At 45.3% G+C, this 14,075-nt stretch carries 6 protein-coding genes, 1 tRNA gene and 1 pseudogene; 3 read left to right on the top strand and 5 right to left on the bottom strand.

The features are described 5' to 3' along the window. Positions 1-19 precede the first annotated feature (19 nt). Positions 20-5,785, bottom strand: a pseudogene (locus Pan241w_RS15365) (Calx-beta domain-containing protein); the annotation flags it as partial. A gap of 704 nt (positions 5,786-6,489) precedes the next feature. On the opposite strand from Pan241w_RS15365, the gene Pan241w_RS29900 reads away from it, so the two are divergent. Beyond that, positions 6,490-6,621, top strand: coding sequence for a hypothetical protein (locus Pan241w_RS29900; protein WP_261344221.1), 132 nt, complete (start codon positions 6,490-6,492; stop codon positions 6,619-6,621). 58 nt (positions 6,622-6,679) lie between these two features. Here Pan241w_RS29900 and Pan241w_RS15360 read toward each other — a convergent pair whose 3' ends face one another. Continuing rightward, positions 6,680-7,600 carry a DUF1559 family PulG-like putative transporter gene (locus Pan241w_RS15360; protein ID WP_145217474.1) on the bottom strand — a complete coding sequence of 307 codons (921 nt, stop codon included), beginning with the start codon at positions 7,598-7,600 and terminating at the stop codon, positions 6,680-6,682. Positions 7,601-8,267: 667 nt separating this feature from the next. Here Pan241w_RS15360 and Pan241w_RS15355 point away from each other — a divergent pair. Then, positions 8,268-9,359 (top strand): MraY family glycosyltransferase, encoded by a 1,092-nt coding sequence (locus Pan241w_RS15355; RefSeq protein ID WP_145217471.1) that lies wholly within the window; start codon positions 8,268-8,270, stop codon positions 9,357-9,359. Between the two features lie 266 nt (positions 9,360-9,625). Next, positions 9,626-10,900, top strand: coding sequence for a lactonase family protein (locus Pan241w_RS15350; protein WP_145217469.1), 1,275 nt, complete (start codon positions 9,626-9,628; stop codon positions 10,898-10,900). A 228-nt stretch (positions 10,901-11,128) separates the two neighbouring features. On the opposite strand, the gene Pan241w_RS15345 is transcribed toward Pan241w_RS15350, so the two are convergent. The 3 genes from Pan241w_RS15345 to Pan241w_RS15335 form a co-directional block, all read right to left on the bottom strand. Next, positions 11,129-11,213, bottom strand: a tRNA-Leu gene (locus Pan241w_RS15345). Positions 11,214-11,327: 114 nt separating this feature from the next. Next, complete coding sequence (locus Pan241w_RS15340; RefSeq protein WP_145217466.1) at positions 11,328-12,113, bottom strand: sensor histidine kinase; 786 nt, start codon at positions 12,111-12,113, stop codon at positions 11,328-11,330. A 747-nt stretch (positions 12,114-12,860) separates the two neighbouring features. Then, positions 12,861-13,862: a glycosyltransferase gene (locus Pan241w_RS15335; protein WP_197999949.1), complete on the bottom strand. Its 1,002-nt coding sequence runs from the start codon at positions 13,860-13,862 to the stop codon at positions 12,861-12,863. Positions 13,863-14,075: the final 213 nt, after the last annotated feature.

Raw genomic sequence — 14,075 nt, 5'->3', positions numbered from 1 at the left:
CTGTTTCGTCATCGAGAATGGTGACGGTAGCCTGATCATCTCCAATCGTGACAGCGGCCCCGTTGGGGACAAGATTGATCAGGTTGATCAGAAATGTTTCATCGCCTTCGACAATATCGATGTCATTGGTGAGAGGAATGATAATCGTTTTTGACTGTTCGCTTGGGCTGAAGGTTTAGGAACCCGATTGAGACGTGAAATCGTCCGGATTGAGAGCAGAGCCAGGTGTTGTAAAGTAGTCGACGCTAATTGTGGTGTCGACCGGTTTATCTAGTGAAACTGTGACGGAGACCGTCCCGTCCATTTCATTTACGGTCGTGTCTTGGATTGAGAGCAGGGCTTCGTCATTATCACGAATCAGAATGGTTCCCTGGCTATCAGCAAATGTGACATTCGTCCCATTTTGAATATTGCTCAATCTGACAAGGAATGATTCATCGTCTTCCACAAGATTGTCGTCAATGATATCAATGGTGATGGTTTTCATCAGATCACCCGAGAGAAACTCCAGTGTCTCAGTTTTAGCGGTATAGTCGTCAGGACTGCCTGCTGTCAGATTGAATGTGGTGAAGTCCACACTGATGTCCGTATCAACAATCAGGTTAAGGGAAACGGTAAGGGTAGCGGTGCCTGCAGATTCATCCACAATCATATCATCAATCGAGAAGCTGGCCTGTTCGTTATCCAGAATGGTGACTTCTGCCTGGTCATCAGCGAATACAACGTTTGTCCCATTCGACAGAATGTTGGACAGGTTGATGAGAAATATTTCGTCGCCTTCGACAATCATATTGTCGATAATGGGCACCATGATCTGATGTGATACTTCGCCTGCGAGGAACGTCAGCGTACCAGCCATCGTAGTGTAGTCGGCTGGGTCGAATGCTGTCTGATTCGCGGTCGCATATTCCACGGTCACGGTTTCTTCGACTGGTTTGTCTAATGTGACGTCAATCAATGCCATTCCGGCATCTTCATCAATGGAAATATCGTTGATTGAGATTGTCGCTTGATCGTCGTCCAGAATCGTGACAGTGGCCTGGAAGACACCCAGGGAAACATCGAAACCATTGACTTGCAGGTTCGTCAGGTTTACATGAAATGTTCTATCAACTTCCACAAGCTCATTATCGATGAGAGGAATGGTGATAGTTTGTGTTTGTACTCCCGGATCGAAGGTCAGGGTACCTGTGAGCGCGGTATAGTCGACTGGGGCGATAGCGGATAGATCAGCTGTGGCAAAGTCAACTGTGATCGTCGCAGCGACCGGCTGGTCTAGTGAAACTGTAAGCGTAACCGTCCCATTGTCTTCATCTTCCGAAACATCATTGATTGAAATGGTGGCATGATCATTGTCGAGAATGGTCACCGTAGACTGATTATCACCGATAATGACATCGGCTCCATTTGCCTGGAGGTTGGTCAGATTGATGAGAAATGTTTCATCCAACTCCACAATATTATTATCTGTGATGGGAACCGTAATCGTTTGTGTTAGAACCGTGGGGCCGGAGAAAGTCAGAATGCCAGATGTTGCGCTATAGTCGCTTGCATTGGATGCGGTCTGGTCGGCAGTTGCGTAGTCCACGCTAATTGTCGCGTCGACAGCTTTGTCCAGAGAGACGGTGACGGTTGCGGACACACCATCTTCATTGATAGAAACATCATCGATTGAGAGGCTGGCCTGGTCGTTATCCTCAATGCTGACGTCAGCCTGATCATCTAGAAAAGTGACATTGGCCCCATTGGCTTGAATATTTGACAGGATAACAGAAAAATGTTCCACTACTTCTACCAGATCGAGATCATCAGTAATGGGGACAATGATGGTGTCGGTCTGCTGGTCCGCCGCAAAAGAGAGTGTGCCAGTCATTGTGGTATAGTCGTTTGAACTGAAGGCAGACAGATCGGAAGTCGTGTAATCGACACCGACCGTTGTTTTGACAGGTTTGTCTAAAGTGACTGTGAGTGTAACTGTTCCGTCGCCTTCATTGACGGTTTCATCGGAGATGGAGATGGTTGCACTCTCATTATCCAGGATCGTGACAGTTCCCTGATTATTCCCCATGATCACATTGAAACCATTCGCTTGAAGGCCGGTCAGGTTAACGACAAATGATTCGTCGCCTTCTACGGTGTCGAGGTCATCAATGATATCGATGATAATTGTTTGTGTTTGCTCTCCCGGGGAGAAGGTCAGAGTGCCGCTTTGCGCGGTATAGTCGTCGAGATCAAAGGCAGACAGATCGCCGGTGGAGAAATCAACCGTGACAGTTGTGGCAACCTGCTGATCTAAAGAAACAGTGAGAGTGGCTGTCCCGTCATTTTCGTTGACGGTTATGTCGTTGATAGACATGGTGGCCTGATCATCGTTCAGGATTGTGACGGTTCCCTGATTGTCTCCGACGATGACATCGGCTCCGTTTGCCTGAAGATTCGTCAGATCGACGACAAAAGATTCATCATCTTCCACAACCGCATCAATGAAGATGGGGATCGTAATTGTTTTTGAAAATTCGTTCGAGGCAAAAGACAGAGTGCCTGATGTCGAAGTATAGTCATCTGGTTCAAGAGCAGAGTCATTGCTGGTGGCGTAATCGATACTGACAGTTCTGTCGATTAATTTGTTCCGAGAGACGGTGACGGTTGCTGTTCCCAAATCTTCATTGATAGAGACATCGTCGATTGAAAAACTGGACTGATCGTTATCTTGAATTGTGATCTCACCTTGTGCATCAGCAAATGTGATATTTGCCCCATTGGCGAGAAGATTAGTGAGATTGACCAGAAGTGTTTCAGCGTCTTCCACAAGGTTGTCATCAATAATAGGGACATTAATCTCAAGTGACTGTTGTCCCACAGAAAAGGTCAGGGTATTGGTTTGAGATGTATAGTCATCGGGGTTAAAGGCTGTCTGATCGCTGGTGGCAAAGTCAAAGCTGATGTCTGTTTCGACCGGTTTATCCAGCGTGACGGTGAGGGTCGCCGTTGCGTCTTCGTTGACGCTGATATCGTTGATCGAGATTGTGGCGACTTCGTTATCGTGTATTGTGACTTCCCCCTGATTATCAGCAAAGCCGATATTAGCACCGTTGGCTTGTATATTGGTCAGGTTAACGAAAAACGATTCATCGCCCTCGACGACATCGAGGTCATCGGTGATGTCGATGATAATGGTTTGTGTCTGCGTACCCGGAGTAAAGGTCAAAGTACCGGTTTGGGCGGTATAGTCGTCCACATCGTGGGCGAGTTGATCCTGTGTGGCATAATCTACGGTAACAGTGGTGGCGACCGGTTGGTCCAGTGTGACGGTGAGAGTCGCGGTTCCATCGTCTTCGTTAACGGTCACATTATCGATCGAAATAGTGGTTGCTTCGTCATCGAGAATCGTGACTTCCCCCTGATCGTCGGCAAATGTGATGTTGGCACCGTTGGCCAGGATGTTGCTTAAGTTGACAAAAAACGATTCATCGCCTTCGATGGTATCCATGTCGTCAATGATGGAGATCATGATGGTTTGAGTCGTTATACCAGGGGCAAACATCAGTGTGTCGGTTTTGGCGGCATAGTCTGCTGTGTCAATGGATGTATTATCTGCTGTGGAATAATCGATGGTAACAGTGGTGGTGACTGGCTGGCTCAAAGTGACGGTCAGTGCAGCCATTCCACTTGGGTCATTCTCGTCGATCGAAATATCGTCGATCGAGATCGTTGCTGATTCGTCATCGAGTATGGTGACTTCACCCTGGCTATCCACAAACGTAATGTTGGCACCATTGGCAAGAATACCACTCAAGTTCACCAGAAATGATTCGATACCTTCGACGATATCCATATCGTCAGTAATGGGAATCATGATGGTTTGTGTTTGAATTCCCTCATTGAAGGTCAGTGTGCCGGTTTGTGTGGTATAGTCAGTGGGATCGAAGGCCGAATTGTCGGCCGTGGTGTAATCCACGGTGACGATAGTGGCGACCGGCTGATCCAAAGAGACAGTTAGTACAGCCATACCACTCGGGTCATTTTCGTCGATTGAGATATCGTCAATCGAGATGGTTGCTGTTTCGTCATCAAGTATGGTAACGGTTGCCTGATTCTCAGTGATGATGACGTTGGCCCCGTTGCCATCAAGGTTCAGCAGGTCGACGACGAACGTCTCGTTACCTTCTACAACATCTGGATCATTGATCAGGGGGACCATGATTGTTTTTGTTTGTTCGCCAGGGGTAAACGTCAGAGTACCTGATATCGCGCTGTAGTCGGATGTATTGAGGGCGTTCTGGTCGTTGGTGGTATAGTCTACGCTGATCGTTGTGTCGACCGGTCTATCCAGCGAGACCGTTAGTAGAGCCATCCCGGTTACTTCATCTTCTGTCACGGTGATATCATCTATTGTCAGATGAGCCTGCTGATCATCCTGAATTGTAACTTCCGCCTGAGTGTTCGCAAAAATGACATCGCGACCATTGGCCTGGATATTAGTCAGGTCGACTAGAAACGATTCATCGAACTCGACCAGTTCCGAATCGACAAGAGAAACAGGAATTTCAATGGATTGCATTCCTGGGGTAAATGTCAAAGTACCAGAAGTCGCAAGATAGTCGGTGATATCTGCTGCCGAATTATCGCTGGTGGCAAAGTCAAAACTGACATTGGCATCAACGGGATGATCCAGAGAGACGGTCAAGACCGCTGTGGACATGTTTTCGTCTACAGTAATATTACTGATCGAAATCTGGGCCTGTTCATCGTTTTGGATCGTGACAGTTGCCTGAGCATCTCCGATGATGACATCTGCATCGTTTGCCTGGAGATTAAACAAGTTGATCAGAAATGTTTCATCCAGCTCTACGATATTATTATCTGCGATGGGGACAGTAATGGTTTGTGTTTGCACTTCCGGGTTGAAGGTCAGGGTGCCCGAGATGGCGCTATAATCGTCTGTACTGGTTGCGGTCTGGTCGGCAGTAGCGAAGTCAACGCTGATGGCCGTGTCGATCGGTTTATCTAGAGAGACGGTAATCGTTGCTGACACTCCATCTTCATCAAGGGAAACATCGTCAATTGTAAGGCTGGCCTGATCGTCGTCCAGAATTCGGACTTTGGCAAGTGTGTCTGGAGTCACCAGGCTGGAACTGGTTGTCTGGATGTTAGACAGAATCACCAGAAATGTTTCGGTACTTTCTACCAGATCGGAATCGATGAGGGGGATCTCAATGACTTTTGACAGTTCCCCTGGAGCAAATGTCAGTGTGCCAGAGCTACTGAGATAGTCGGTTGAATCATTGGCGGTTTCATCAAAAACTGAGAAGTCAAAGTTGACAGCGGCATCAAGGGGGTTATCAAGTGAAACCGTTACGGTTGCCGTTCCATCTGATTCATTCACCGTGATATCATTGATCGAGAGGGTTGACTGGTCATCGTTGAGGATTGTTACTGATGCTAAATCATCTCCGAGTGTCGTGTCCAAGCTGTTGTTGCTCAACTGAATGTCAAACGTTTCGTCTTCTTCGGTGATCAGATCACTGTTTACCTGAATTGTGACGGTTTGTGTTTGTGTTAGCCCGGATGCATCAGCTGAAAAGCTGATTGTATCTGATTGGGCGATATAATCTGAATCTGCTGTCGTGGCTGTGCCATCAATCGTAGTAAAGTCAACCGTGGCAATACTATTCAGATCGCCGGCGACTGTGCCCGTTCGCGTAACAGTAATCATGACATCCGTTGTTCCGGCATCTCCTTCCACTACAGAGACGTCATCGATATTGAAAATGGATGTCAGCATCGTGCGATCTTCGAGCTGTTCGATCGAATTTGTAAGATGATTGTGAATTACTTGATATCGATTTTTCGAGTGTGACCATTGGTTACGAATATTACGCGGGCGAGACGGTCGGAATTGAGAAGCGATCGATCTTAACCAGTTCGTCAGCAACATGGGGGTGGTATCTTTCTGGTGTATCTAACGTTTTGTTTTTTGTAGACGGATCAAAACGTGGATAGATGACTGTTAGAATAGGTGGAATAACGGTAATGAGGGTAACGCAAATTTAGCCAAATACAAGACCTTTTTCACTATATACAAGGGTATCGATGTGCTGGGGGCAATCCAGAACTATTATTCAGGAATTGTTTACGGATTAAAACAAGATTATTGGACTTACCGCGATGGAGAGATCGGGTGTATATATTGGTTGGTGTCAGGCAACATGCCCCTATCAGTCTGAAGATAGATTCTGATTGGCGGGATGTTATTGCTGGTGTTAAAGAGTTTACAGAGGATTTCCGTTCTGATACTGGATAAAGAGTATGGTATTATGTTTAGTTCAGTGTGGAGTAATGTTACGAATGGAGTCACTCGTTACTGTAGAATAAACGTTAAAAGACAATTCCAAGGGCTTGTAGATTGAGTGAGTTAACGCTCTATCTGACAAAGAACAGGTGACTGCTTCAGCGCAAGAGAGGCTTGCTTTCGACAAGGGGAGGCAGATGGAAAACGGGTTGTTGAATCTTGAGATCTATGAAATCCACGTCGTGAAAGGTTGCTCCCAGAAACTGAACAAACGTGTGTTGTTGATGGCGATTGATTTCGAAGCGGCTTTACCATCACAGACTCTGTAATTCATGCCACATTTTTTCATGCGATGTTGAAGGGCATAATTGTTTCGAGAAGGCAATTCTATTGAACTTCAATGTTTTTCCAGTCGATCCTGGAAAGGTCTTGAGGCCCAATAATTTCTTTCCATTTTGACTCAGTGATATCCCGTTTAATTTGTTTCGTACTTCCATCTACTAAAAGAACGGGAATACCGGAAGCTGAAGCACCGAATTCCTCGATTGGATGCTCAAAATTCAATCCTCCTGGTTTTGTCCATTCGATTGCTTTATCAGGACCTACTTCGACAACCAGGGTTGTATTACTTGATCCGTCTTTGACGTCTCGGATGCGTGTGGGGGCCCCCATTGGAAATACCGTGCTAGGCGATTTTTTCTCTTTATCCCACTTCCCTTCAAAGACACGAAACCGAGTCAGGTTTGAGTCAATCGGCGTATCAGGGGAATGGAAGGCTTCAGGCATCTTCTTCGCCAGTGGTGCGTTGTGCGGGCTATCCCAGGCTTCATCCAGTTTGAATTGTTCGTAGAGGGGGTTTTGGTCCAGGAAAGGGAGAAGATGAACGCGCCAGCTAACTTTGAGCCGACCGCTTTCATCGTAATATTCTGGATGTTGTTCAGGGGATGGTAAGAAGTATCGGTTTTTGTCAATGAAGTTGTGAAAAGCCAGACCGATTTGACTGAGCCTTGCTTTGACAGCATTGAAACGTTTTGCCGTCATTGGTTGACCTGCTTTGATCACCATCGTCGGGTCGATTGTTTCGACTTGTGGGGCGGCAGGCGTCTCACTATTTGCTGTCTGTGAGGAATTACTTTCTTTTGGTGTCTTCTCGGCAGCTGTATCTGCTGTTTGTGGGGCGAATTCCTGATGCTTCTGGCAACCAGACGTCAGGAGCATCAAGCTGAAGATACCTGACAATAGCAGAACCAGTTTACAGTTGGGAAAATTTGTTTTCTTTTCTGCGTGGTATAGGGCTTTGTTCAACATGGCAAGTTTCTCCTGATTATGTAATTCGATCTGATATCAGTTCTAAGGAGAACGTTTTCACAAATGAGGCTGAATAGGGTTCGATGTTTGTTGAGCACTTAGGAAAAATATATAACGCATCAATGAAAACTAACAATCGGAGTCTATCTATATGTTCTGTTGTGAGCAAGCCATTAGTTGTGCAGAAAAATGCCTGAATTATCATGCGACCAACTCTCAACTATGTATGGCTTTGGACGTGATCAAAATATAATAATGATTGCTCGATTCATTCAGCGGTTTGGAATGTTTTCACTCTCAGGAAAAGCCATGGGTTACGGCAACCGATTCACGTTGATGATGTTGCCAAGGCATGCCTTTTAGCCCACTTTGAAGAAAAGATTGAGAACAAAGCATATAATAATTCAGGTAGAGAAACGAGATCATACAAAGAAATGGTCGAAAGAATATTTTCTGCTTTGAGAGTGAAACCAAAATATTTTCACTTACCGCTGGCGGTTTTTGGCATTATTATTACGCTCTTAAACTTATTTCCACGATTTAGAAACATGTCAATCGGAATGGCAGATAGAATGAATCAGAACTTTATTTTTTCAAATCGAGATGCCAAGCATGATCTTAAATATGAGCCAAGAGGTTTTCAATTCAGTAAGGATGATGTTGGTAAATGATGAATGAGGACTTAACTTTTCTTGGCATTCTATTATTTTTAGCTGCAATTATTTCAATAGTATGCACGAAAACAATTATCAAAAATGCTGCTAGAATCGGTTTGATTAGTGAGCCGACTGAGCGATGTGCCCATGTTAACCCAACTCCCAATGGCGGTGGATTAGCTTTTGTTATTAGTTTTCTTGCTATGGCGAGCCTCTTGTACTCGTGGAATTATATTTCTGGAAACATAGTCCTCGGTATCGGATTCGGAAGTTTATTGATTGCAGCAATTGGTTTTTTTGACGATTATCTGCACCTGTCAATAAAATTGCGTCTACTCTCTCAAACATTGATCATAACAACGACTCTGTTTGTGTTATCCCCTTTACCTTCAATTCAATTGTTAGGCTTCGAGTTAAATTCTCCCTGGGTATCCTGGACCTTAATTACTTTAATTTTAGTCTGGTGGCTCAATTTATTTAACTTCATGGATGGAATTGATGGCTTGGCATCATTGGAATCAATTTGCATCCTGGTGTCGGCGATCATACTCATTGGTTTTCAAAGAATTCTATCTAATGAAGGGGTACTTATTCTTTTATTGATCGCCAGTTTACTTGGGTTTATAGGGTATAACTGGGCTCCAGCGAAAATATTTATGGGCGATGCGGGGAGTACATTTTTAGGGTATGTTTTAGGGATGATTGCATTGCTTACAATCATTAATGGTTCTTTAAATCCTTGGGCATGGCTTATTCTATCAGGTGTATTTTGGGTTGATGCAACAACCACTCTTTTAAGGCGCATGTCAAATGGAGAGCGCTGGTACCAAGCACACCAAAGTCATACGTATCAAAGAGTATCCCGATGGCTGGAATTAAAAGACGGTACTGATAACGGTCGAAGTGTGGCGCATCGAAAAGTAACACTGTTTATTTTTATGATAAATGTCTGCTGGCTGTTTCCGTCAGCTGGAATTACTTTGATGTGGCCTGAGTGGGGGCTTTTGATTTGGGGCATCGCATGGGCTCCTCTTTTGTTCCTGGCATTTTATTTCGGTGCAGGGACTCAAAAGGAACTAGCTGTCTCCTCAATCAAGCAATAAGTCTCAAGTACATGTGACAGGGAAGTATCGTTCTGTGACACGAAACTACGAATGACGACAGTCACGCGACTTCAGACTAAAGCCTGAGAACTCTGTATGATAGACCTTACTGTCCCCAGTAGTTGAGAAAAATCCGTTAATTCTGACTTGGATTTGCAATCTGTGTTTTTGCATATTACAAGTAGATTATGTCAGCAATTGATATAATCTAGAGAACTGTTTTACTAATAGTATCTCATACCTTTACTCTTTTAGAATATCTCCCCATGAATCTTCCCCGTCAATCTCGCCGTTGGTTTCTTAAATCTTCTTTTGCAATGTCAGGGGCAATTCCACTTGTCGCTGGCTTGGCTCAAGCAAAATTGAATGATACAAGTAAACCACTGATGGCCTATGTGGGTACATTCAGTTCCCCCCTACAAGATGTGTTAGAGACTCAAGTTGACTTGCCGCCCGGTAATGGACGCGGTATTCATCTTTTCCAAATTAATCGAGAGACCGGGGCAATGACACCTGCGGGCATCCATGCAATGGGGACAAGTCCGAGTTGTCTGGCGGTCAATGCAGCAGGCACTCATCTTTATTCCACGAATGAAACAGATCGTGTCGGAAAAGAGAAACATGGAACAGTCAGCTCTTTCACGATCAGCAAGCACGATGGAAGTTTGAAACCGCTCAATACGGTTAGTTCTGGTGGTGCAGGTCCCACTTATGTGAGCATCCATCCTTCAGGTCGATTTCTGTTGATCGCAAATTATTTTGGTGGTTCTGTGGCAGTACTTCCCATTCTGCAAGATGGTCAGTTGGGAGAGGCGACAGATATTAAGAACGACGCAGGAAAAATTGGTCCTACAACAGCGACGAACGCACCCGAAGGCAGCTTTGCCATCAGCGGCCATGATCGAACACACGCACATATGATTCAATCTGATCCATCAGGACGTTTTGTGCTGCACGTCGATTTGGGTTTAGATAAAATCTATATCTGGAAGTTCGATGAAAAAACGGGAAAACTGACCGCGAATGATCCCCCAGCCATCTCGCTCCCCCCCGGTGATGGTCCCCGGCATTTCCATTTTCATCCTAATGGACGTTGGTTTTATTCGATCCAGGAAGAGGGCTCAACAATTGTTTTGTTTGATTATGATTCTGAAGAGGGGAAGCTGACCTCAAGGCAAACTCTTTCTACTCTTCCAGCCGAGTTTGTGGGCAGCAACTTCTGCTCAGAGATTCTTGTTTCTGATGATGGAAAGTTTGTTTATGCGGGAAATCGTCTGCATGACAGTATCGGCATCTTTTCAGTTGGCGCGAAAGGCGAGTTGACTTATATCGGTGAAGAATGGACTCGCGGAAATTACCCACGCAGTTTCAGTTTCGATCCTACAGGAGAATTCCTCTATTGTTGCAATCAACGGGCAGATAGCGTTGCCATCTTTCAGGTGGACAAGGCAACGGGCAAGTTGAAATTCACCAATCAGTATGCTGCTGTCGGCAACCCTTCGCATATTGTCTTTCTTGACCTTTCGAAAAGAGTTGATTAATTATTACTCATCGATAGGAGTTCCACAAAATCAAGAGATGAAGGGGATGTTATCCAGAATGCGATCAGGGGATTTCAAGAGAGCTGAAAAGGCTGGAACATGGGCTACGGTTGAGTCGTCACTTTCAGTTTCTTCAGGTATCGTCAAATCTCCTGTATTCAGGAAATCTGAAATACAAAAACCCGACAGGAACGGTTTTGACACCATTTCTGTCGGGTTTTAATGTAGTACCGGAGGGGGGACTTGAACCCCCACGAGGTTTACCCTCACTGGATTTTGAATCCAGCGCGTCTGCCGATTCCGCCACTCCGGCTTGTGATTAAAACTATATAGTCTAACGCTTTATCGAATTCAATGGAAACAAGGAAAAAACTCGGGTTCCATGTCCTGAGTTTAGGATTTCGTTTGAAATATGGGAAAAAGCGGCTCAGGCAGCTTCAATTGCGGCGGTCGAAAGTGGGAATTTGAGCGTAAATGCTGTTCCTTTTCCGACCGCACTTTCAACGCGGATCCGGCCTTTATGGGCTTCCATGACCTCCTTAGCGAGTGATAGTCCCAATCCCGTTCCACCTTGGCCGTTTTCATCTGCCTCTTTGGTGGTGTAAAACTGATCGAAGATGTGGTGCAATTGCTCGGAGGGAATGCCAGCACCGCTGTCACGGACAATAACTTCTGCCATGTTGGATTCTGGATTGATACGTACCGCAAGGTCAATTCTGCCGCCCGAGGGCATTGCCTGTCGGGCATTGACAATCAGATTGACAAGTACTTGTTGAATCTGGTTCGGATTCAAGACAACTTCCGGATTTGATTCGAAATGCGTATGCAGATTCACGCGATTCATGGAGAGGTCTTTCTCCACTAATGCGATGACACTTTTGACCAGCAGTTGTAGATCAACTGGTTCCTGTCGGCCTTCGTTTCCGCGGGCATAGGAAAGCATGCCTGTTGTGATTTTTGCAGCACGCTGTCCTGCTGATAGAATCTTTGTAAAAGCTTTTTCCCGGCGTTCTTCTTCTTTATGCCGTAAACCAAGTTTCGCATAGTTTATGACAGTGGTCAAAATGTTATTGAATTCATGGGTGATTGAAGATGCTAATGCACCGACGGAACTCATTTTCTGAGCATGAATCAACTGTTTTTGATAGTCCTCAATCTGTGATTCCAGCTCTTGAACACGTTTCTCTAACGACTCGATTGTTTGGTTTGACATGAACAGGCCCGCATCCTTGAAAGGCGACTAATTCGTTTTTGTGAGAGCTGAGATTCGTTCAGCTTGCTCATGGGGGAATGATGTTTGAAGGATCATCTTTCTTTACATTAGATATCGGTCCGTTCAATTCAGGAATCCAGATCCAACAGAAGTCGAAATGAATGCGTTGGTAGAAGTAATCGATACGATACAGTTATGTAAAATAAGATGTGGTGCGAAAATAGGGTGAGTGGGTGGAGTCCGTGTCGGTGCCCTGGATTTTACGGTGTAATTCTGGAGAGTTCTACTCTATGAAAAGTGTGACTTCTGCTTCTAATCCTATCCAAAATTCTGTACGCTTTAAATAATGTAACTCTTTATTATCTAGTGAGTTTGAGAGGGTCTGATCTGCGCTGTCAGATGCAATCTCAGTTATTCCTCTTGATGATTATGGGAATTGGAATGACGAGCTTAAAGTCGCAAGAGGCAGGAAAGTAAAGCTGCCCCCCTTACTCATCAGACGATTGTGTCCAGATAGAACTCTTTGCGGAAAGCCCCTAGGTTGTGGCGTCAACGGGAATTGACGTCGACGAATGCGGCCGTGTCTGGGTCATTGAAGGTAATACGCATTTTCTTCCAGAAGTATATCGGCTAGCAATTACCTTAAAGGCTTCTCTGGTGCCAGAAAAGCTGAGTGAAAAACTAACTCGTCAGGAAATGCGAGATCTGATTGCTTACTATCAAACTTTGAAATCGAAATAGCAGCCTTTAAGCCGCGGCCCGCTCCTCGGCTGGCCCTTGATCTTGCTGATCCTGCTTTTGGATTTGTAGTTGGGAGGTTTTAATCCGATAAGCGATTTCTTTTGCGATCGCTTTATTGAAGGAAAGCTGAAACTGTTGATAGGAAAATTGAGCGGCACAGCACCAGCCGATCACAGACTGGCAGCGCTGAGGACGTAGTTGCAGTTCCTGAATTGCTGAGGTCAGTGATTCGACGGTCTTGTTTTCGAAATAGATTCCGCTTCCCAAACCATTCTGCTCGAAACAGACAACAGAGTTAGCGGCTTCACAGTTCGAATAGATCACAACTGGCGTACCACAGCTTTGTGCTTCAATAGCAGAGAGATCAAAATCGACATCACGGGGGCAGATCACGGCGGTGCAGAGACGATACTGTTCACGTAATTTCTCGTCATCTACCGGACCAATAATTTCGACGAGGGGGTCGCTCTGTAGCTTGGCTGGAAGTTGATCTTCAGAGATCCCGACGATTGAAAGGCTTTGCTTGAGTTCTTTGCAGGCATCGACAGCCAGTTGTTCTTCTGCGGACCATTGCCCATCGACTACGAGCAGTAGGAACGGGCTTCGTTTTTCAAAGCCGGAACAAAAAAAGTCTGTGTCAACAGGAGGCTTGACGAAGGAAGTAAATCGATCCCGATTCAGGTTCTGCAGTGTTTTGGTGGGAACGACAAATTCGATATCCGTTAATGAGTTTACCAACTGCTGGTTGATTGGTGTTTGATTGCTGGATTGGGGTTCCAGGTAGCACATATGTAACTGATGGCTCTGGCATTGAATAGAGGCCGCTGCTTCCAGACTTGTGCTGATGATTAAATCGGCCTGATCAACGTCTACTATCCGATCAGGAGAATAACCGGTGCCGAAGCGGGCAATGGTTGATGAGTGAGGCCAGGCCTGATTGAGTGCTTCCCAAATAGAATACTCAAGCCGGGTATGAGATACGCCGGTATGCACCAATGTGACACTCATTTTGTTTCCTCCTTGAAACGATGATGAGTCTGCATTTATTCCTGTTGAAACCAGCCAGCAGCGTCTTTGCCGGTGGATTCGCATTGTATTTTAAGAATTGAAATCTGTAGATCGCTTCATTGAATATAGGACATATCAATGCAAACAACAGGCAGAATGGACTCATAAGTGAGAATGGATGCGAAGCATCAGATTCTCGAAGTAAAGTAATAT

Origin of the sequence: Gimesia alba (assembly GCF_007744675.1) — a bacterium.
Classification (GTDB): Bacteria; Planctomycetota; Planctomycetia; order Planctomycetales; family Planctomycetaceae; genus Gimesia; species Gimesia alba.
Note: the sequence above shows the minus strand (reverse complement) of the source record. Positions and strands in the feature narration are given on the sequence as shown.